Origin of the sequence: Neorhizobium phenanthreniclasticum, from assembly GCF_040066075.1 — a bacterium.
GTDB lineage: Bacteria > Pseudomonadota > Alphaproteobacteria > Rhizobiales > Rhizobiaceae > Neorhizobium > Neorhizobium petrolearium.
This window is the reverse complement of record NZ_JBEAAL010000021.1, coordinates 36,043-55,981: the sequence shown is the minus strand read 5'-3', so window position 1 is coordinate 55,981 and position 19,939 is coordinate 36,043. Positions and strand designations below refer to the sequence as shown.

Annotated in this window: 17 protein-coding genes; 1 reads left to right on the top strand and 16 read right to left on the bottom strand. The window is 60.5% G+C overall.

Annotated features, from left to right (window positions below; all coding sequences use genetic code 11):
• Positions 1-44 precede the first annotated feature (44 nt).
• From ABK249_RS23625 to ABK249_RS23550, 16 genes are all read right to left on the bottom strand, one after another.
• A complete protein-coding gene (locus ABK249_RS23625) occupies positions 45-1,040 on the bottom strand; it encodes an FAD:protein FMN transferase (protein WP_037153742.1) in 996 nt (331 codons plus the stop codon).
• Positions 1,033-1,593 (bottom strand): nitrous oxide reductase accessory protein NosL, encoded by a 561-nt coding sequence (locus ABK249_RS23620; protein WP_037153017.1) that lies wholly within the window; start codon positions 1,591-1,593, stop codon positions 1,033-1,035. Before ABK249_RS23620 ends, ABK249_RS23625 begins: the two co-directional genes overlap by 8 nt.
• Positions 1,590-2,417: an ABC transporter permease gene (locus tag ABK249_RS23615; RefSeq protein WP_227704052.1), complete on the bottom strand. Its 828-nt coding sequence runs from the start codon at positions 2,415-2,417 to the stop codon at positions 1,590-1,592. Before ABK249_RS23615 ends, ABK249_RS23620 begins: the two co-directional genes overlap by 4 nt.
• Positions 2,414-3,316, bottom strand: coding sequence for an ABC transporter ATP-binding protein (locus ABK249_RS23610; RefSeq protein ID WP_227704053.1), 903 nt, complete (start codon positions 3,314-3,316; stop codon positions 2,414-2,416). Before ABK249_RS23610 ends, ABK249_RS23615 begins: the two co-directional genes overlap by 4 nt.
• On the bottom strand, positions 3,313-4,662 hold the full coding sequence (locus ABK249_RS23605) for a nitrous oxide reductase family maturation protein NosD (RefSeq protein ID WP_037153027.1): 1,350 nt from the start codon (positions 4,660-4,662) through the stop codon (positions 3,313-3,315). Before ABK249_RS23605 ends, ABK249_RS23610 begins: the two co-directional genes overlap by 4 nt.
• Before the next feature lie 32 nt (positions 4,663-4,694).
• The gene (gene nosZ, locus ABK249_RS23600) at positions 4,695-6,614 is read right to left on the bottom strand and encodes a TAT-dependent nitrous-oxide reductase (RefSeq protein WP_037153028.1); all 1,920 of its coding nucleotides are present in this window, start codon (positions 6,612-6,614) and stop codon (positions 4,695-4,697) included.
• A gap of 25 nt (positions 6,615-6,639) precedes the next feature.
• Positions 6,640-8,844, bottom strand: a complete 2,205-nt coding sequence (locus ABK249_RS23595) for a 4Fe-4S binding protein (protein ID WP_407722129.1) — start codon at positions 8,842-8,844, stop codon at positions 6,640-6,642.
• Between the two features lie 204 nt (positions 8,845-9,048).
• The gene (locus tag ABK249_RS23590) at positions 9,049-9,477 is read right to left on the bottom strand and encodes an RrF2 family transcriptional regulator (protein WP_037153749.1); all 429 of its coding nucleotides are present in this window, start codon (positions 9,475-9,477) and stop codon (positions 9,049-9,051) included.
• Positions 9,478-9,583: 106 nt separating this feature from the next.
• A complete protein-coding gene (locus ABK249_RS23585; RefSeq protein WP_227704055.1) occupies positions 9,584-11,938 on the bottom strand; it encodes a penicillin acylase family protein in 2,355 nt (784 codons plus the stop codon).
• A gap of 24 nt (positions 11,939-11,962) precedes the next feature.
• Positions 11,963-12,940 carry an ABC transporter ATP-binding protein gene (locus ABK249_RS23580; protein ID WP_227704056.1) on the bottom strand — a complete coding sequence of 326 codons (978 nt, stop codon included), beginning with the start codon at positions 12,938-12,940 and terminating at the stop codon, positions 11,963-11,965.
• On the bottom strand, positions 12,937-13,932 hold the full coding sequence (locus ABK249_RS23575; RefSeq protein WP_227704057.1) for an ABC transporter ATP-binding protein: 996 nt from the start codon (positions 13,930-13,932) through the stop codon (positions 12,937-12,939). The genes ABK249_RS23580 and ABK249_RS23575 overlap by 4 nt, the downstream gene beginning before the upstream one ends.
• Positions 13,933-13,937: 5 nt before the next feature.
• Positions 13,938-14,720, bottom strand: a complete 783-nt coding sequence (locus ABK249_RS23570) for an SDR family NAD(P)-dependent oxidoreductase (protein ID WP_227704058.1) — start codon at positions 14,718-14,720, stop codon at positions 13,938-13,940.
• A 10-nt stretch (positions 14,721-14,730) separates the two neighbouring features.
• Positions 14,731-15,594, bottom strand: a complete 864-nt coding sequence (locus tag ABK249_RS23565) for an ABC transporter permease (protein ID WP_037153043.1) — start codon at positions 15,592-15,594, stop codon at positions 14,731-14,733.
• 10 nt (positions 15,595-15,604) lie between these two features.
• Positions 15,605-16,525: an ABC transporter permease gene (locus ABK249_RS23560; protein WP_037153046.1), complete on the bottom strand. Its 921-nt coding sequence runs from the start codon at positions 16,523-16,525 to the stop codon at positions 15,605-15,607.
• A gap of 18 nt (positions 16,526-16,543) precedes the next feature.
• Complete coding sequence (locus ABK249_RS23555) at positions 16,544-18,037, bottom strand: ABC transporter substrate-binding protein (protein WP_037153048.1); 1,494 nt, start codon at positions 18,035-18,037, stop codon at positions 16,544-16,546.
• Between the two features lie 43 nt (positions 18,038-18,080).
• Complete coding sequence (locus ABK249_RS23550) at positions 18,081-19,016, bottom strand: polysaccharide deacetylase family protein (protein ID WP_037153752.1); 936 nt, start codon at positions 19,014-19,016, stop codon at positions 18,081-18,083.
• Positions 19,017-19,126: 110 nt separating this feature from the next.
• On the opposite strand from ABK249_RS23550, the gene ABK249_RS23545 reads away from it, so the two are divergent.
• A complete protein-coding gene (locus ABK249_RS23545) occupies positions 19,127-19,885 on the top strand; it encodes an IclR family transcriptional regulator (protein WP_227704059.1) in 759 nt (252 codons plus the stop codon).
• Positions 19,886-19,939 lie beyond the last annotated feature (54 nt).

Here is a 19,939-nt window from a genome sequence, read left to right as displayed (position 1 = left end):
CGCCATCGCCAACGACGGTTCGGATTTGCCATACTGATTTCGAGTTAGCCGATACGAACATGCTCGCCGGAGGCTGCGACCATATCTACGGCGATATCCGGGCGCGCTTCAAGGAAATGCCGAATTCTTGCCGGTTCCATCAGGCTAAATGCGGTGGAGAGCGCATCGGCCGTCGTCGCATCCGGAGCAATCACGCTCATGCGCCGGTAACGCTCCGGAACGCAGCCACGGATTGGGTCCAGGATATGTCCGAAGCGGCCCGAACGGTCGAAATGGAATCCTGATGAACTCGAAGTGGAAACCGCCTTGTCGATGATATCGATGACCGTATTCGGGGTTTCACCGGCTTCCATTTCAGCGAGGCCGATACGCCAGGGTCGACCATCGGACGCGGCGCCGATGGCACGATTTTCCCCCATGCTGACAAGGCTGCTCGTGACCCCGGCATCGCGAAGCATCTGAACGATGCCGTCGGTAATGTAACCCTGCGCAATGCCATTGAAGCTGAGGGCCATGTGTGATCGAGCGAAAGCGACGCGATCCCGGTTGAAGCGAACGCCATCAAAACCGACACGAGAAAGGGCAGTCCGGAGTTCGTCGTTTTTCGGTCCGGCAGGATCGGCATCAGCCCTGGAGAAATGCTTCGCATAGAGGGCCCAGAGCGGTTGTATCGTCGGATCGAAGGCACCGTCGCTTGCTTCCCAAATGGCGCGGGACCTTTCCAGCAACATAATCATGTCTGAAGGGGGGGCAGCGATTGCGCCGAACCTGTTCAGCTCCGCCAGAACGGAATCGCTTCTGTACAGGCTGAATATCGCTTCCAGCCGGGAGACTTCGGCAATGACGCGATTGACCAACTGCCTGGCCAGCACGGGATCGTCGTGGTTCAGAATCAGCGTCGCCGGAGCTCCAAGGGCTTGGCCTTTCCAGCCGACAGGTTCCATCGTCTGCGCCGCAAGTCCGGCAGATGGGATGAGCGGAAGCCCCGCAGCAGCGGCAAGAATACAGATTGCACGGCGGCGTGTGAAAGTCTCAGCCATGATCATGGCCCCCACCGTTGTCGTTTGTTTGGGAGGAATCCGCTGCGGGTAGTTCCGCGCCGGCTCCGAGGATATAGGCCTTCGGCACTTCGGCGAAACCAACCACGCGCCCACCATTCTTCGAGGCGAACGCGTGCGCATCGTTCTCATTGGAGAAGGGCACGGCCTCATCGACACCCATTCCGCCGCGCGCAGAACTGTTGATGACGAAGAATGCCCTGCGCGCGTCGACCCAGTTTTCCGCTCCCGGCTGATCCCAGTTCGGTGCCTTGCCCATGTCGGACACATAGATCGCGGCGATGTCCTTCGGTTCTTCCGGCAACATGGTGAAGGCGAGAGCATCGCGTGCGGACGAGAACCAGATCGCCTCAGGTATTTGCTGCAGGATGATCTGCCCTTTTGGGCCTGGATGTTCGAGCACGTTCATGCCGCAATAACGGCCCATCGCCTCTTCCGTCAGGGCAAACGGAGGCGGGACAATGGTGCTTTCCTCCTTGCAGCCGACAAGAAGGAAAGATGCAGCGACTGCCGCTGCGGCTAGGATCAATCTCATACTTCCCTCCTGGCGAAGATAAAGTTGGCGACGGCGAGCGGGAGGACGGTCCACAGCCCCAGAGCACCGACCAGAACAGGCGTGGAAAGCCGGGTATGGCCTACAATCCCTCCCATGCCCGAAAGAGCGCTCGCGCCTCCGGAGCTAAGATTGAGCAGGCGATAGGCGTCAGTCGGATTGGCGACCAGAAGCAGGTCGAGGAGCCCCGAGGGCAAGGCCTGACCTTGCCCGGCGACTAGCGCGCCGAGCAGGGCCATGTCATAGATCAGGACGAAAAACAGCCAGATGCCGATGGCGATCCCGCCCGCCGTGCTGCGTTCGCTTGCCTGCGTGCTGACCAGATAACCGATGGCGATAAAGACCGCGCCCAGCAGTACCGAGGATGCCACCATCGAGGCGAAGGATTCCCAGCTTTCGATGTCGATCCCCGTACTGGTCAGAGCAAGTCCCAGCGCGGATGCGCCGTAACCGAAGAGCGTCGCGAAAGCGAGAATGGACACATGTCCGAGAAACTTGCCGAGCATCACCTCGCTCCGGCCGAGTGGATAACTCAGCAACAGCAGCATGGTCCCGCGCTCCGCTTCGCCGACGATCGCATCATGTGAGATCAGGAGCGCAATCAGCGGGATGAGAAAGATGGTGAGGCTCGACAGGCTGACGATGACGACATCCAGCCGGTTGACACCGACATTACCGGTCGGCGCACTTCCGAGGAACGAAAGCGTAAGCGCGAGGGCCGCCAGGAGTAGCGTGGTGGCCAGGACCCAGCGATTGCGAAGGCCCTCCTGGATTTCCTTGCGGGCGACGATGAGGATGTTGGTCATTGCGTCTTCTGCCCGTTCAGGAAATGTGCGTAGAGATCGTCGAGCGTAGGCTCGGTGATAGCCAAATCAGCCAGCATGGAGGGATCGCCCGTGACTTCGCGCAGCAGCGCGATCTTGTCCTCCGGCGCGACATTGGCTTCGAGACGTCCTTCGGCCGTTCTGCTCCAGCTTGCCCCTTCAAGGCTGCCTCCTCCGTTCGCAAGCCGGACGCTGATGCGGGTCGGCAGACGCGCGAGCTTGCGCAATTCATCCAGGGTTCCGTCCGCGATCTTGGCGCCACGATTGACGATGATGACGCGGTCTGCCCGATCTTCGAGCTCGGTCAGGGCATGCGATGAGAGGAGCACCGTCGTCCCGCCACCGCGCAACTCGGTTATCAGGTCGTAGAAATTCCGCCGCAGCGCCGGGTCCAGCCCGCTGGTCGGCTCGTCGAGCAGCAGGATGCGCGGCTCGCCGAGGAGCGCCTGGGCGAGACCTAGTCGCTGACGCATGCCTTTCGAATAGGTGCGCACCGGTCGGTTTGCGGCTTCGGGCGCCAGCCCAACACGTTCAAAGAGCATATCCATGTGGGAAACCGCCACGCGCTTCAACCTGGCATAAAAGGCAAGCGTCTCGCGTCCTGTCAGCGTCATATGGAAGGAAACGCTCTCCGGCAGATAGCCTAGCCGTTGGCGGACCGCGAAGTCGCCTGTCGCCGGGTCTTCGCCTAGAACCTTGACAGAGCCCGTGGTCGGGCGGATCAGGCCAAGCATCAGCTTGATCAGCGTGGTCTTGCCCGCACCGTTATGCCCGACCAGGGCAATGGTCTCTCCGGCCTTCAGCGCGAAGGACATATCCTTCGTGGCCTCGATTTTGCCATAGCGCTTGGAGGCGCCCGTGAGTTCGACCGTTGCTGTCATTGGATTTGTCTCTTTCCGATGATCGGCCTCATCAGAGGATGGCTGTCGACCACGCCGCCCGGCAGCAAGGCAGGGAATTGCGCTTGTGCCCAGCGGATGACCTGAACTGCAGGGCTGGTCGTCAAAAGCTTGGCCTGCGGCGCCGTCCACAGAACCTTGTCGATCAGGTCGTTTGGCCGGTAGGGATTGTCCGCAATACCGTCGCCATCGAGATCGAAGGCCGGATTGTCGCTCCAGTAGTTGCCCCGCCCGTCCTTCGACCAGTCCATATAGCGCGTACCGACATATTTGACCTGGTTGCGATTGTTGATGAAGGCGTTCCCGCTGATAGCATTCGCTTCGGAGCCCGCAGTGAAATGAATGCCGATCGCACATCCCTCGAAGAGGTTGTCGGTGAAGCGGTTCTTGTTGGCGTTGTAGATAAACACGCATTTTTCCGGGCCTGGTCGTAATCCCACGGGATTCCGGTCCATCGATGTCGTGTCTTCGGTCTTGGGCATGTCGGGATCGGCGTTCCGGTTTCCCCCGAGCAACCAGCGGCTCGCCGGCTGCAGGCGGCCGAAGACGGAATTGCCGGTGATGACCGAGCTGTTGGCATAGTTGAGCAGCAGACCGTGGTCGCGGTCGCCGTCCGAGACATTGCCGGTGATTTTCAGGCGGTTGGAAAACATGATCGCGTAACCGACGGAATTGCCGGTGGAGATATTGTCGCTGATCTCGCTGTCGTTCGTGTACATGTAATGGATGCCGAAGCGCAGATCGCTGAAGCGGTTGCGGCTGAAGACATTGCGCTTGCTCGCCATGGTGGCGATGCCGTCCCGTCCGTAGCTGATCACGTTGTCCAGCACCTGCGCGCCGGGCGCGTTCCAGACGGAAACGCCGTTGCCGGCCTCGCTGAGGCGCTCGCCCTGCAGTCCGACAATCGTATTCCGTTGCGCGACGGAATTGGCCGCGCCGTGCAGATAGATGCCGAAAAGATTGCCGGTCATCACATTGCCCTCGATCACTGCGCCGGTCGCCGCCTCCGTCGCCAGCACTCCCGAATCGAGTGCTGTCAGATCGTGGCCGGAGCCGCTGATAGCGAGATTGCGTATAGTGACGCCCGCCGCATTGATCGTGATCACACTGCCCCTGCCGTTGCCGACAACGCTTGCTCCCTTTTTGCCGGAGATCGTAAGGGGCTTGTCGATAACGATAGGCGCTGGATAGATACCCGGTTCCAAGGCGATGAGATCGCCTGGGGCAACTGCATCGATGACCGCCTGCAACGACACTCCCTCGCCCGGCCCGACGATGTGATTTTCCGCAAGCGCCACGGCTGGAAGGGCGGCCCAGAAGGCCGCCATCCCGATTGTCGCAATTGTTGATCTCCGCCGCATCATGCCGTCTTGGGCTCGACCAACATGCGGCCCTTCATCTCCATGTGCATGGCATGGCAGAACCACGAGCAATAGTACCAGTAGACGCCCGGCTTGCTGGCCTTGAACGTCACCGAGGAAGTCGCCTGCGGCCCGATTTCCATGTTGATGCCATAGTTGACGAGGGCAAAGCCGTGGGTCAGGTCCTCGATCTCGTCGATATTCGTGACGTAGACCGTGACCTCGTCCCCTTCCTTGACCGTGAAGCTTTCCAGGCCGAAGGCGGGGGCGGCGGAGGTCATGTAGACACGCACCTTGTTGCCATCCCGGATGACCTCGGAATCGACGAGCAGATCGATACCGTCGGCTTTCGCCTGCTTGACGGCGTCGGCAAAGAAGGGGTCGTCGCGCTTCCAGATGCTGATGGGGTTGATCTTCGAAGCGTGGACAATCGTGGCGTCATGCGGTTCCGCGAATGTCGGATTGTCATGCACGAGCACCATTTGATCACCGGAAATGTCGATCAGCTGGTCGTTTTCCGGCTTCAGCGGACCGACGTTGAGGTAGCGATCCTTGGAGAACTTGTTAAGCGAGATCAGCCACTTGCCATCGGCATCCTTGGTCTGGCCCATGGAGGTGTGGTTGTGGCCTGGCTGATACTGGACGTCGAGCTTCTGGCGAATCGGATCGACCTTCTCGCCCTTAAAGGCACGTTTGGCATCCTCGATGTTCCATTTGCATATCTGGCTGTCGAGAAAGAGCGTCGTATAGGCATTGCCCTTGCCATCATAGGCCGTGTGCAACGGGCCGAGGCCCAGTTCCGGTTCGGCGACGACGGTATCGCGCGGCTTGATCTTGTCGGCGAAGAGGTCATCGAACTTGCGAACGTCGAAGACCGTCACGGTCGGCGACAGCTTGCCGTTGGCGACCACATGAATGCCATCCGGTGCCGTGTTGATGCCGTGCGGACTGTTGGAGACCGGAATATAGCGCGTGAAGCGAGAGCCATGGCGGCCGTCGACGACAGGCACGCCGTTCATTTCCTTGTAGTCACCCTTGGCAACGGCTTCCTCGATCCGCTTCAGGTCGAACACGACGACCCAGTCCTGCTCCTTTGACATCATCTGTTCGAGGTTGACGCCTTCCTCGGAGTTGTAGCAGGTGGCGAAGCAATATTTGCCCTGGTAGTCGGCATCGACGTTGTCGAGGTTGCCATCCACCATGACCTGCCAGGCGATTTTCATGGTCTCGCCGTCGATAGCGGTGAAGATCGCATGGTACTGCTTGGTATCGTCGAGGATCTTGCCGTCGTTCGGGATAGGCGCACGATCCTCTCCGTTGGCAAAGACATAGCCGGTCTTCGGATATTTCTGGACACGCAGCCCATGGACGGTGTGCTGATTGGGAAGCTGGATGATCTTGTCGCACTTCATGACATCGAGGCGAATGCGCGCAACGCGGGTATTCGCCTTGTCGTTGGCGAAGAGATAACGCCCGTCATAGGAGCCTTCCGTGAAGGACGGGTGGGGATGATGGAGGTCGCCGTTGAGATAGATGCCACCTTTATCCTCCAGGAACTCGACGCTTTCCGGGAGCAGACCTTCGGTCAGGATCTTGCGGCTTTCATTGGTCTGGCCCCAGCCAGTCGCGCTGCACCGGTTGAAAACCGGAACGCGCATCAGCTCGCGCATGGAGGGCAGGCCGACGATACGGACTTCGCCCGTTTGCCCGCTGGAGAAGAATACGTAGTATTCGTCCAGCTCGCCCGGCTTCACCTCGTATGGCTGGTCGCCCACCTTCTGCGCGAGCGCCGGCGTCGCAGCCGCGCCGGAAAGCGTGAGCGCACCACCGACCCCGGTCGCGCCTGCGACTGCGGCCATGGCGGTCGTCCCCAGTATCTGCCGCCTGTTCAGGCGCGGTGGGTTGTGTTCGTCAGACATTGTTCGTCTCTCCTTGGTTGGTCCTTCACGCCGGCTGATCCGATACGGCGTCAGAGCTGGTGATTGGTGCACCCTTGTAGGTGACCTGGGTTTTGGGTGGCGTTTCGCCGCGGGAAGCGGGGGAAGACAGCCGCAGGAATTTCTCGCGCTTTTTCCGCACCTCGATCATGTGCGGACAGCGCTGGTCGTCCTGGTAGAGTTCCTGGCAGTGCATGCAGTAGATGCACTCGTTGACGTTGATCTGCCCTTCCGGATGAATGGCCTGCACGGGACATTCCTTGGCGCAGCGATGACAGGGCGAGCCGCATTCCGGCCAGCGTTTCAGCCATTCGAACATGCGGATGCGACCGGGTATGGCGAGAGCTGCGCCGAGCGGGCAGAGGTAGCGGCAGTAAAAACGCTCGATGAAAAGGCCGGCGACGAGCAATGTCACGGCGAAGAGGACGAAGGGCCACTGGCGGGCGAATTTCAGGATGATCGCCGTCTTGAAAGGCTCGACCTCTGCGACTGTCTCAGCGAGCGCCATCGAATAGAAGGAAAGGCCGAACAGTCCGAGAAAGATAATGTATTTGACCGGCCAGAGCCTCTCGTGCAGCCCCCAGGGCAGCTTGAGCTGCGGCACCTTCAGCCGTTGGGCCAGTTTGTTGGTCAGTTCCTGAAGCGCGCCGAACGGGCACAGCCAGCCGCAAAACGGCCCGCGTCCCCAGAAAAGCAGTGCAGCTGCCACCGACGCCCACAAGATGAAGATGAGCGGTGCCGCGAGGAAGAATTCCCAGTTGAAGCCGGCGACGAGGGCATTGGCGAATGTCAGGACATTGACGACCGATAGCTGGGCATTGGCATACCAGCCGAGCCAGACCAGCGTGAAGATGAGATAGCCGTTGCGGACCCAGGCGAAAAGTTTGGGACGGCGGACCAGCCAATCCTGAAAAAAGAAGATCGCAGTCAGCACGAGCACGGCTACGACCGTGATGCCGATCGACATGCGGTTCATCTGCCAGATGCTGATCCACAGGGGCTGGCCCTCCTGCAGCGGATCAGTTGACGCGGCCGTGATTGCTTTTTCGTCAGTCGCGACAGGCACCGGTGGTACAGCCGGGCGGCTCTCGACCGTCATGAAGGCAGGGGGGAGAGAATAGCCGAGGTTATAGGGAAGGATAGCCTTCTCACGACCGCCAGCACTGCGTTGCACGAGCAGTTGCAACTCCCAGGGCTCCGTGACATCGAATGCAAACTCGCTTGGCACAATGAACAGAGCGATCTCGCGAAGGTGTGGCGCGTCAGGTGCGGTAAATGCCGGCAGCCTCGTATGGTCGCGATCACGGAAGCGGAGGCCCTGGCCGTTCTGCAGCAGTTCGACCCGATCGAAAATGCCGCCGCGAACATAGCCCGAGCCCTTGAAGGAATAGGCTCCATCACCAGCCACGATGAGGGCGGACTGTCCGGGCTTAAGCCTGGCTGTCAGACGCTGGTAACCCTCCTCTCCCAGAAGCGTTCTGCCGATCGCCGGGACGCTGACAGGCGCCATGAAAAGATCGATGAATCTGTCTTCGGGATTCTGGGTTTCAGCCTTCTCCGCGGCGATCGGCTGGCCCGCCTGTCGAAACGCATCCGACACTTCCCCGACTGTCAGCCGAAGGCTGCGGATCGAGCCGTCGCCGATGAGCGTCTGCCAGTCACTCACGGCAGTCCTGGATGGATCGACCTTTCTGATTTCGGTCACCGTCGCAACCGTCTCGCCGCTACCTGCATTCAGCCGATTGCTGCGGATGAGCTGGACTGCGGACCGCACCACGCTGTCGCCCATGACAAGGACGGTGACGGTCGCACCGCTGACGATATCGACCTGCGGCGGTCGTTCCGCTCCCGCCGCAACGCGTCCCATATCCTTTCCGATGATCGCATTCATCGATGCGACCACTTTCTTCTCCGGTATGCCGATAAGAACGATGGGTTCCTTGTGATCGACCAGCTTGAAGCCCCGTATGACGCCCTTCGGATCAATGCCGACAACGATGCGGATGGGCTTGCCGGAATAACCGACGGAACTGGTGAAATCGGAATTGAGATAGGCGTAGCCAAGCAGCTCGTCGCCACGGAGAACCGGAACGATCGGCGGGTCTCCGGCAATCGGTCCGAAACGATCTGCGCCCTGAAAAAGATCTCCCGGCTGGACCTTGTCGAGAAAAGTAGAGAGCTGCCCGGCAGCATGGCCTTGCGTTGCAATCATGAATGCAACGAAGAAGGCCGCAAACCAGGCAAACAGGATCGAAGGGCGCAGCGAAAAACGTGATCTCTGTGGCATCTGCTCGGTCTTCTGTGAATTACGAGCAGAGCTTTAGGGGACTCGGGAAAATACTCTTTGAGCTAAATCAACTATAAGGGATGCATCTTTTTGCGATTGAAATTTTGGCTCGCCGGCTTCCCTGTCAGTTCAGGCAGCGTTCGGGGTGCCGAAATCTTCGGGGTTGAGCATGAGATCCTGCAACGTATGGCGATCCAGAACATCTATAAATGCCATAACCGCCTCTCCCAGGATTCCCTGCAGGCGGCAGGAGCGGGTAATCCGGCACCTGTTGTCGGGTTTAAAGCATTCAACGACCGCGAAATCCGGTTCTGTGGCCCGTACGATATCGCCAATGCGGATGGCTTCGGGCGGCTGCCCGAGCATGAGGCCGCCGGTGCGGCCGCGTACAGCCTTGAGAAACCCCTTCTTGACCAGCAATTGGGCCACTTTCATCAGGTGGGCGCGGGAGATGCCGTAAACCCTGGCGGCTTCCTCGATCGTGATGAGCCTGTCCTGATGAGCGGCCGCCATCATCATCAACCGCATCCCGTAGTCGGAAAAAACCGTAAGCTGCATGATCGAGGCGACTTTCATTCCGTCCCTACGCCTTATCGCGCAGAGCGAAATATTTTCCGCCCTGGATGTCCGGATTGTCAACGGTTTTGAAATCCCTGCATCGCACTCAGCCAGGCAGAAGGGTGATGCGTCGGACAATCTCCCGAGCGATGCGAGCTTCACTGTAGACCAGCGGCACATAGCCACCCTTTGACCAGATTTCGGCGAGATCGCCATAATGCGGTGAACGAGGATCTCCGGACTGCCCGGGCGCATTGATACACACGCTGTTGTCCCAATCGCCGACATCCATCACGAGCCGCACGGAAGCACCCGCAGTGACGCCGAAATCGCTCATCCGGTAACCCGCATTCATGGGTGTCGAACGGCTGCCACCTAGCGGCAGCGGGCCAACGTTCCAATTTGCGATGCCTCCAGTCGTGATGCGGCTGGTGGCGTGCTCGAAAGTCGCCTTGTGCAGATCACCCCATTGCCAGGCGGCAGGGCTGGAACCGAGCCGCTTTTCGCAATCGTCAAAGCCCGCCGAGAGTGTCGAAAGCAGCATGGCGTCGCGTTCGGCTTCGTCCCAATGCCTGCCGGGCTCGGTCAGCAGAGAGAGCATGCGGTCGACATCGCCCGGCAAAAGCAGTTGGCGCACGGTCTGGTTCGGTGCGAATTTCGACAACAGCGCTGGACGGAGATGTTTCATCCACCACACTTCGAAAAGTGCGGCCGGAGCGCTCGTCGCTTCCAGCCGGTGATCCCAGCCCTTGACGAGAGCGAGCGCCATTCGCTGCGTGCCATCGAGTGGATGCCGGACGGCAACCTTTTCCAGCAGGCTGCAGATCGTTGCGGCGGGACGGGAATACGTATCCGTCTGCAGCGCCATCGAGCCTTTCAACGTATGTTTCAGATCGGCGGCGAGCACGGACTTGATGCGCTGGGCGCGACTGATCTCCGCCCATTCATGGCCGATCGAAGGAGCGTTCGGGTCGCGGTCGGAGGGAAGGTTCATTTCATTGGCGGAAGCGACGAAGCCTTCGGCGGGATTATATCTCCGTGGCAACTGGTCGGCCGGCAGGAAACCGTCCCACTCATGGGATCCGTGGCCCGGCACCGGCAGCAGGCCTTGCCAGTTATGTCGTACCGGTGTGAAACCGGCCGTGAACCATCCGATATTGCCGTCCACGTCGGCGCTGACATGGTTGACCGATGGCGTACCCCAGTGGCCGAGCGTTTCGGAGAACGCCTTCACTGATGTACTGCGCATGTAGGCCAGGCTGCCGAGATAGGCGGCCGAGCCCGGCGACAGCCACACGGAACGCATGGCGATCGCCAGTTTCTTCTTCGGGTTCTCGTACAGGAGCGGTCCGTGGCGGGTGAAGGACAATGTCAACGCTTGGTCGGAGAAGCCCTTGACCCCGAAGCGCTCCTCGATTCGGTTGATCTTCTCCCAACCGCTGCCATAACGGTAGGAATCCGGATCGCCGTCCTTTGTCTCGTAGACATAAACGTCTTCCTGGTCGGCGCCGAAGATTGTGAGTCCGAAGGCGACCTTCTCGTTGTGGCCAAGCGAAATGCCGGGCGCGGTCGGCTCGCCGGTGCCGATGGCATTGAGGCCGGGCGCTTGGAGATGCACGAGATAACGCAGCGACGGCACAGCATGCGCCCGGTGCGGATCGCTCGCCAGGATCGGCCGGCCGGTGTCCGTGCGCGAACCGTGAACGGCCCAGTTGTTGGAGCCCTCTTCCGTGACGCGTTGGATGACGTCGCCGAGATCGGTTACCTCGGTCCATTTCCAGACGTCGTCGAGGGTCGCGGCAAGCCGAACCTTGTCGAAGGTTACCGGCGCGGTGGCGAGCTTGAAGAGGCGGGTCGCTTCGAGTGGAATGTCGGCGAGCACAATGCCCTCGGCAGGCTTCAACTCAACCGGCGGATCGATCTCGTAGCGGAGAAGATCGGTTTCGGCATCGGCAAGCGCCATGATGTTGGCGCGCAGGATTTCCGAAAGGCCGTTGCGGGTCAGTGCGTGGCTGCGGATGCGCACAACATCTGAGGGTTGCCAGTAGGCCGGCCTAGTGCCGAAGACAGCGAATTCCGGCGGCAGGCGGGCGGGTTCGGCCTCACAAAGCGCGGTATAGGCATTGATGCCGGCAACGAACGCGTTGCAGATCGTCTCCGTATCCGGCGCATAGGAGGTCCATTCCGGTGCCATGTCGCCGCGGTAGAGGAAGTGCCGGGCCGCATGGTCCTGCGCCAGGTAACCGGGGCCGAAATCCGCGGCAAGCAGCCCGAGCCCGCGCTTGCGCCACAGATCGAGCTGCCAGAGCCGGTCGCGTGCAGCGTTGAAACCCTGCACGAAGAACAGGTCGTTCTCGTTTGCCGCCTTGAGATGCGGGATGCCCCAGCCGTCGATGCGTATCTCCGCCTCGGCACTGAGGCCGGCCAGTCGGAGCGTTTCGTTCGTCGGGGCATCGGTCATGGCATTCCCTATGGGCAGTGGCGGTTAGGCGTGATGGCAGGCGACGCGAGCACCGTCCGGGCGCGGTGTCAACTCAGGTCGCTCCTTCGAGCAGATTTCGGTCGCCAGCGGGCAGCGCGTATGGAAGGCGCAGCCGGCGGGAATGTTGGCGGGGCTTGGCAGTTCGCCGCCGAGGATCAGCCGCTCCTTGGACCGCTGGACGACGGGATCGGCTTCCGGAACGGCCGACATCAGCGCCTTCGTGTAAGGGTGCTTTGGATTGGAAAAGAATGTATCCCGGTCCGCCATCTCCACGAAGCGGCCGAGATACATCACCACGACGCGGTCGCAGATGTGGCGAACCACGCCGAGATCGTGTGAAACGAAAAGGTAGGAAACACCGGTGCGCTTCTGCAACGCTACAAGCAGATTGAGGATCTGCGCACGCACCGAAACGTCGAGCGCGGAGACGGGCTCGTCGCAGATGACGAGGTCTGGTTCGAGTGCGAGCGCCCGGGCAATGACGATCCGCTGACGCTGGCCGCCCGAGAACTGGTGCGGATAACGGTCCGCGTGTTCCGGTCGGAGGCCCACCTGCTGCAGAAGCGTCGCGACGCGTGCTTTCAGTACCTTACCCTTGGCGATACCACGCACGATCAGGGGCTCGGCTATCGTCGCCCCCACCGTCGAACGCGGATCGAGCGACAACGCCGGATCCTGGAAGATCATCTGCACCTTGCGGCGAATGTCATTGAGCTTTCTCTTGTCGGCTCCGACCACTTCCTCGCCGCTGATCCTCACGCTGCCGGACGCCGGCGCCTGCAGACCGACGATCGTGTTGGAAAGCGTGGACTTACCGCAGCCGGATTCGCCGACCAGTGCCACCGTCTCGCCGCGAGGAATGTCTAGATCCACGCCATTGACGGCCTTCACGACCGGCCCGGACTGGCCAAGCAGCCCACCGCGGCCGCAAAAATGCACCGCGACGTCGCGGATTTCGAGAACGTTCTTCGTCTCGCTCATGCCGCCACCTCGCGGATTTCGGCCATTCGGTCGATATGCCAGCAGGCGGAACGATGCCCATCGTTGCAATCGATCAGCGATGGTTGTTCCAAGCGACACTTGTCGGTAGAGAGCGGACAGCGATCGGCAAAACGACAGCCGATGCCGAATTCACTTGGGCTCGGCACCATTCCCTCGATGGTCGCAAGGTCCGCCTTCGGCGCGTCGTCGAGTTTCGGCACGCTGGCCAGAAGCAGGGCCGTATACGGGTGTTTCGGCGCGCGAAAAAGGGCATGCACCGGCGCAATCTCGGCGATGCGGCCGGCATACATGACCGCAACTTCATCGGCGATGTCGGCGACCACGCCCATGTCGTGCGTGATCAGCACAATTGCCGTGCCGCGTTCGGCGACCAGCTTCTTCATCAGATCGAGAATCTGCGCCTGGATCGTCACGTCGAGCGCTGTCGTCGGCTCGTCGGCGACCAGCAGGCGCGGGCCGTTGATCAGTGCGATCGAGATCATGATGCGCTGGCACATGCCGCCGGAGAGCTCGAAGGGATATTGGTGCAGACGCCGGTCGGGATCGGGGATGCCGACATCCACCAGCATCTGCCGCGCCTTCACGAAAGCCTCGGTCTTCGAGACGCCGTGATGGACGCGATAGGCCTCGGCGATCTGCTCACCCACCGTCGTCAGCGGATCGAGCGAGGCGCTCGGTTCCTGGAAGATGATCGAGATATCCTTGCCGCGCGCCTTGCGGAACTGCCGTTCGGACAAGGCGGCAAGATCGGTATTTTCGAGCATGATCCGGCCACCGGTACGCCGCGCCGCCGATGGCAGCAGGCCGAGCATGGCATGGGAAGTCAAAGACTTGCCGCAGCCCGACTCGCCTACCAGCGCCATGACCTTGCCAGGCGCGACGGTGAACGACACGTCGTCGACAACCTTGGCGCCACCGATATCAATGGTGAGCCGGTCGACGGCAAGCAGCGGGTTTGCGGCGGCATTCATCAATCTCAAGCCTTCGCGGTGTAGCGCTCGGGGCGCTTGTAATTGCCGATCGAATTGCCGCCGTCGACGGAGAGCACGGCACCGGTAATGAAAGAGGCCTTGTCAGAGCAGAGATAGGCGATCGCACCCGGCGCATCCTCAGGCCCGCTGGAGCGACCGAGTGGGATGTTCTTCAGCATGTTTGTGACGTATTCATCGGAAAGCTCGCTCACTTCGCTGCCCGGCGCGAAGCCCGGTTCGACGACGTTGACGCGGATACCGTATTCGGCGAGCTCCATAGCGAAACCTTTCGACAGCCGCTCGATCGCCGTCTTGGAGGTGCAATAAGGCACGGAATTCTGATTCATCTTACGCGCCGCGCCAGACGAGATGTTGATAATCGAGCCCTTTTTGCCTTCCGAAATCATCAGCTTGGCCATCTCGCGCGACAGCACGAAAGGCGCGCGCAGGTTGACGCCGAAAACGCGATCCCAGTCGGAGAATTCCATGTCGAGCAGGCTGAAGCGGGTATAGATGCCGGCGTTGTTGACAAGAATGTCCGGCGCTTGCCATTCACGTCGCACGAGATCGACCAATTCCAGCATGGATGCGTCACTGGTCAGTTCGGTCGCATGCAGAAGCACCTTCGAACGGTCGAGGCCGAGTTCCGCCACCATCCTTTCCAGCGCGTCCATGCGGATGTCGCTGAGGCAGAGCCTCGCGCCTTCCCTTGCGAAATGGGCGGCAATCCAGCGGCCGAAAATGCCGGCGGCGCCGGTGATGACCATGGTCTTGTTTTCAAATTCCATTTGAGAAACCTCAGCGCGAACGGGAACGTGGATCGATCTGGTCACGCAACCAGTCGCCCAGCACATTGACGGAAAAGACAAGCAGGAAGAGACATACGCCCGGGAAGGCGACGATCCACCAGGCTCTTTCGAGATACTGGCGGCCGACGCTCATGATCGAACCCCAGCTCGAGGCCGGCGGCTGGATACCGAGGCCGAGGAAAGAAAGGCCGGCTTCCATCAGGATCATCAGGCCGAATTCGGCGGTCGCGACGATCAGCACCGGGCCGGCAATGTTGGGCAGGATGTGGTGGAAGAGGATGCGAGCAGCACCGGCGCCGGCGAGTTCGGATGCCTTGATGAACGGCAGGTTGGCGATCTGAAGTGTCTGGGCATAGGCGACGCGGGTGTAGCGCGGCCAGCGGGTCAGCCCGAGCACCAGGACGAGCTTCAGGAAACCGGGACCGAGGACCGCGACGGTCAGCACCGCAAGCAGGATAGCCGGGATCGACATCATGATGTCGACCAGGCGCATGATGACGATCTCGATCTTACCACGGAACCAGCCGGCGACCATGCCGAGCGTCACCCCGACGAGCGTCGAAACGACGACGGAAAGCACGGCGACGGAGAGCGACACACCCCCACCATAAATGGTGCGCGAGAGCAGGTCGCGGCCAAGATCGTCGGTGCCGAGCCAGTAGGTCACGCCACGCAGTTCGAAACCCGGCGGCTTCAGGCGGGCAAGCAGATTCTGCTTGGCGGGGTCGGCGGGTGCAACCCAGGGCGCGAGAATTGCGAGCAGCACGATCACCAGGAAGATGATCGAGACGATGACGACCGAGATGGGAACCCGGCGAAGGCGCTGGCGAAGGACGAGAACGGCGGTGCTCATGAAATCCTCCTCACCGGACCAGACGGATGCGCGGATCGACAAGCGCGTAGACGAAATCCGCAAGCACGCTGGTCAGCACATAGACAAAAGAAATCAGAAGCACGATGACCTGGACGACAAGGAAGTCGCGCGCCTGGATGGACTGGATCGCGAGTTGACCAATGCCTGGCCAGGCAAAGACCGTCTCGATGATGACCGCGCCGGCGAGCAGGTTGCCGATTTCCAGCGCGGCGATAGTGATCACCGGTATCGATGCGTTGCGCAACACGTGGCGAACAACCACCGAGCCAAGCGAAAGGCCGCGGGCCCGTCCCGCCCGCACATAATCCTTGCCGAGTTCATCGATGATGGAAATCCGCGTCATGCGGGCGAAGGTCGACATCGAGATTGCGCCGAGCGCCAGCGACGGCATGATCAGCGAAGCGAAGTCGCCAGAGCCCGAAGTCGGCAGCCAGCGGAGCGTCACGCCAAAAATGAAGATCAGCACGATGCCGGAAAGGAACGTCGGCACGCTCTGGCCAGTAACGACGATGGCGGTCAGCAGGCGTTCGAGCCAGCCGCCGCGCTTCGTTGCCATCAGGATGCCGGCCGGAATGCCGATGCCGATCGCCACGACCATAGCGCCGGTCGCCAGCATCACGGTGTAGGGTATGCGCGAGGCGACGATGTCGATCGCCGGCACACGCTGCACGACGGAAATGCCGAAATCGAGATGGGCGAGATCTCCAAGATATTCGAGATACTGCACCCAGATCGGCCGGTCGAAGCCGAGCTGATGGCGCAGTTCGGCGATCATTTCGGCCGATGCGTCCTGCGGCACGAGCAGCAGGGTTGGATCGCCCGAAAGATGCATGATGACAAACACGATGGTGAGAACGCCGAAGATCGCAATGATTGCCTGTACCAAACGCTCGACGGCGTATCTCAACATGATCCCGATATCCGTTTTTTACTGCTGCCAGCCCATGTCCATGACAAACATGGACTCATTGGCCGTCGGCTGCCATTTCAGCTTCTTGCTTGCGCCGTAGAGCGCGTACGCCTGATAAAGCCCCATGCCCGGAACATCCTCACGGAGGATCTCGTAAGCCTGCTCGTAGAGCTTCAGCCGCTCGTCCTCATCAAGGATCGTACGGGCTTTATCGACCAGGGCATCATACGTCTCGTTCTTGTACTTTGCCCAGATGCTGCCGCTTCGGAAGAGCGGGAAGATGATACCGTCCGCATCCTGGCAGGCGCAGGACCAGGCTCCGAGCGCAAGGCCGCCCGCATTGGCGGGATCGCCCTGGCGGCGCTTGAGGAAGGTCGCCTGGTCGCTGGACGAGATTTCCACATTGAGGCCGACCTCGTTGACCATCTGCTGGATCGCTTCGACCATGGCGCGATTGTAAGCAGGCGATGTCAGGAACTCGACCTTGGCGCCTTCGGCGCCGGCAGCCTTGATCAGTTCCTTCGCCTTTTCCGGATCGTAAGAGTAACCCTGAACCTTGTCGGTGTAACCGAACACCGGCTTGGCCCCGACGATATTGACCAGCGCACCGTAACCTTCGAGCAGCGACTGGATCAGCGCATCACGGTCGATCGCGTAGGCGATCGCCTGGCGGACACGAACATCTTTCGTCGGGCCGGCCTCGGCATTGATGAACATATAGCCGACACGCTCGGTGGGAACCGAAAGGACCTGAGAGTTCGAATCTCCGTCGACACTCGCCGTCTGATCCGGGGGCACATCGCGGATGAGGTCCGCCTTGCCGGTCTTCAGGTCCGCGATGCGCGTCGAGACATCCGGAACGGCGCGGAAGACCACGTTCTCGAACGGGGGCTTTGCGCGCCAGTAATTGTCATAGGCCTGCAACTCGGTCTGAATGCCCTTCTGCCAGTTGACCATCTTGTAAGGGCCGGAGCCGAGCGGCTTCAGATTGAATTCCTGGTCACCGACCTTCTCGACATAGGCTTTTGGCACGATCGAGAGCTTGACGAGCTGGGCAAGCAGCGCCGGATAAGGCGACTTGGTCGTCATTTTCACGGTCGTCGGGCTTGTAGCTTCCGCCTTTTCGATCTGGTCGAACTGCGAGAGCTGCGGGCTCTTCAGCTTTGGATCGATGATACGGTTGATCGAAAAGGCGACATCCTCGGCGGTCAGCTTGCTGCCGTCCTGGAAGGTGACGTCATCGCGGATCTGAAACTCGATCGTCTTGTCGTCGAGATATTTCCAGGATTTCGCGATCTGCGGCACGATCTCGCCTGAGGCATCGCGGGTCAGGAGGTTGTCGAAGATGTTGCGATAGATGGTATAGCTGTCCGTATTCCACTGCAGATGCGGATCAAGCGTCGCGGCATCGCCCGGAAGATCGATGGTCAGCGTGTCCTTGGTTTGAGCAAGCGCGGTCGAGGCGGTGAACGCCAAGAGCACTGCGGCTATGGATGCGATTCTGGCAGACATGTTCCTTACCCTCTTAGATGTTGTTGCTTCATTTAAAATCTGCTCACGCGGCTTTTTCGGCGGTCTTGAGGCCGGCTTCATCGGCGCAATAGCGTGCCAGTTCCGCATGGGTGCAGAACCAGACATCGCCCTTCGATTTGGCAAGTCGGATGATTTCTTCGAGAATGAAGATGCGCGAGCGGTGGCCGACATGGTGCGGATGCATGGTGAGTTGGAACAGCCCTCCCTCATCCCAGGCGGCTTCCAGTTCCCGGCTGAAGATGTCGAAGACCATTGAGGGGCCGCCATAGGGCCGAGCGCCGGTCATGCGGTCCATCGCTACATAAGGGGCGTCGTCGCGGATCCACTCGACGGGAATTTCGACGACGCCCGTCGGCTCGCCGTCCTCGATAAGCTCGTAAGGCTCGTCGTCCGCCATAAGGGAGGAATCGTAGAGAAGCCCCATCTGGCGGGCGATCTTCAGCGTGTAGGGGCTGAAATCCCAGGAGGCGGTGCGCATGCCGACCGGACGCGCGCCAGAGAGCCGCTCCAGCACGTCAGCGGCACGCAGTGCAAGATTCCGTTCCGTCGCTTCATCCAGGCGGGAATTGAATTCGTGGATCCAGCTATGCATGCCGAGCTCGTGCCCAGCGGAAACCACCGTTCTCACCTCCTCGGCGTTGATCATCGCGGAGACGGCCGGCATGAAAAAGGAGGCCGGAATGGAATATTTCTCGAGCAGGCGCAGAATGCGCGGCATGCCGGAACGGGCGCCATACTGGCCTTGGCTCATCCTGCCGAAGGAAAGTCCCCCGTTGCGCAATTCCATTGTCTCGTGATCGGAATCGAAAGACAACGCCACCGCCATGCGCGCGCCATCCTTCCATTTCGCCGGTTTCAGGGAACGCCCCGCCCGCACTTTCTGAACCTTTTGCTGCCAGACCCTATCGGGCCACAGCCATGGTTCTGAGGCATCGTTTTGCTTATTTGGCGCGTTCATGAGATCGTTCATCCTTTCGCCACAGCACGTGAAAATGTGAGTGGCCGCTTTCTGGGCAGAATTGTTATGAGCCAACCGAATAGCCATCAACGGGGGTTTTGTTCACATACATGAACTTCGAAGTGAAAAGCGCCGGCCGGGTTTTGGATCTGCTCGAATATATGGCCTCGCAGCGGGAAGCGGTGCCGCTGGCACAGATCGTCCGCGATCTTGGATTTCCGAAAAGCAGCGCACATGGCCTCGTTCAGACGCTGGCGGCCCGCGGGCACTTTGTCCAGGATGCCGCCGGGCGTTACATGCTGGTCGAAGCGAGCCGGCATGGATTTCCCTTCCGCCGACATGAAGAGCCGTTGGTGGTGACGGCACGGCCGTTCATGGAACGGCTGCGTGATGAATCCGGTGAAACGGTATTGCTCGCAACCATGAACGCCCATTGCGACATGCGCCGCCTCGCCAAATGCGTAAGCCGTCACCGGGTGCGTTACGATGTGAACCTGGATGCGGCAATCACGGCTTACTGCACGGCCACGGGCCGCATGCTTCTCGCCCATGCGCCGAAGGAGGCACTGGAGCACTATCTGGCCCGGGTCCAGCTCCTCTCTTACACGCGATATACGGTAACCGATGTTGATCGTATCCGGGAGATGCTCGTCAAGATACGGCGCGATGGCTACGCACTGAACGACCAGGAGTTCATCACCGGCTCGACCGGCCTTGCCGCCCCCGTCTTCGACGCCCATGGTGCTGTCGTTGCTGCCCTCAATCTCGGCATGCCGACGATCCGTTATGTCGAGCGGCGCGAGACCCTCCTCCTGATGGTGCGTAGCATCGCTGACGAGATCAGCCGGGCGCTGGGATATCGCCGTTGATACGCACAGCGGTATATGATCTCGCTCGCATTGCTGGCCGCTTCTCCCCTCGGA

Excerpts from the sequence above, each read along its gene's own strand:
- ABK249_RS23625 (WP_037153742.1), bottom strand. The coding sequence starts at position 1,040 with ATGGCTGAGACTTTCACACGCCGCCGTGCAATCTGTATTCTTGCCGCT.
- ABK249_RS23620 (WP_037153017.1), bottom strand. The coding sequence starts at position 1,593 with ATGAGATTGATCCTAGCCGCAGCGGCAGTCGCTGCATCTTTCCTTCTT.
- ABK249_RS23615 (WP_227704052.1), bottom strand. The coding sequence starts at position 2,417 with ATGACCAACATCCTCATCGTCGCCCGCAAGGAAATCCAGGAGGGCCTT.
- ABK249_RS23610 (WP_227704053.1), bottom strand. The coding sequence starts at position 3,316 with ATGACAGCAACGGTCGAACTCACGGGCGCCTCCAAGCGCTATGGCAAA.
- ABK249_RS23605 (WP_037153027.1), bottom strand. The coding sequence starts at position 4,662 with ATGGCGGCCTTCTGGGCCGCCCTTCCAGCCGTGGCGCTTGCGGAAAAT.
- nosZ (WP_037153028.1), bottom strand. The coding sequence starts at position 6,614 with ATGTCTGACGAACACAACCCACCGCGCCTGAACAGGCGGCAGATACTG.
- ABK249_RS23595 (WP_407722129.1), bottom strand. The coding sequence starts at position 8,844 with ATGATTGCAACGCAAGGCCATGCTGCCGGGCAGCTCTCTACTTTTCTC.
- ABK249_RS23590 (WP_037153749.1), bottom strand. The coding sequence starts at position 9,477 with ATGCAGCTTACGGTTTTTTCCGACTACGGGATGCGGTTGATGATGATG.
- ABK249_RS23585 (WP_227704055.1), bottom strand. The coding sequence starts at position 11,938 with ATGACCGATGCCCCGACGAACGAAACGCTCCGACTGGCCGGCCTCAGT.
- ABK249_RS23580 (WP_227704056.1), bottom strand. The coding sequence starts at position 12,940 with ATGAGCGAGACGAAGAACGTTCTCGAAATCCGCGACGTCGCGGTGCAT.
- ABK249_RS23575 (WP_227704057.1), bottom strand. The coding sequence starts at position 13,932 with ATGAATGCCGCCGCAAACCCGCTGCTTGCCGTCGACCGGCTCACCATT.
- ABK249_RS23570 (WP_227704058.1), bottom strand. The coding sequence starts at position 14,720 with ATGGAATTTGAAAACAAGACCATGGTCATCACCGGCGCCGCCGGCATT.
- ABK249_RS23565 (WP_037153043.1), bottom strand. The coding sequence starts at position 15,594 with ATGAGCACCGCCGTTCTCGTCCTTCGCCAGCGCCTTCGCCGGGTTCCC.
- ABK249_RS23560 (WP_037153046.1), bottom strand. The coding sequence starts at position 16,525 with ATGTTGAGATACGCCGTCGAGCGTTTGGTACAGGCAATCATTGCGATC.
- ABK249_RS23555 (WP_037153048.1), bottom strand. The coding sequence starts at position 18,037 with ATGTCTGCCAGAATCGCATCCATAGCCGCAGTGCTCTTGGCGTTCACC.
- ABK249_RS23550 (WP_037153752.1), bottom strand. The coding sequence starts at position 19,016 with ATGAACGCGCCAAATAAGCAAAACGATGCCTCAGAACCATGGCTGTGG.
- ABK249_RS23545 (WP_227704059.1), top strand. The coding sequence starts at position 19,127 with ATGAACTTCGAAGTGAAAAGCGCCGGCCGGGTTTTGGATCTGCTCGAA.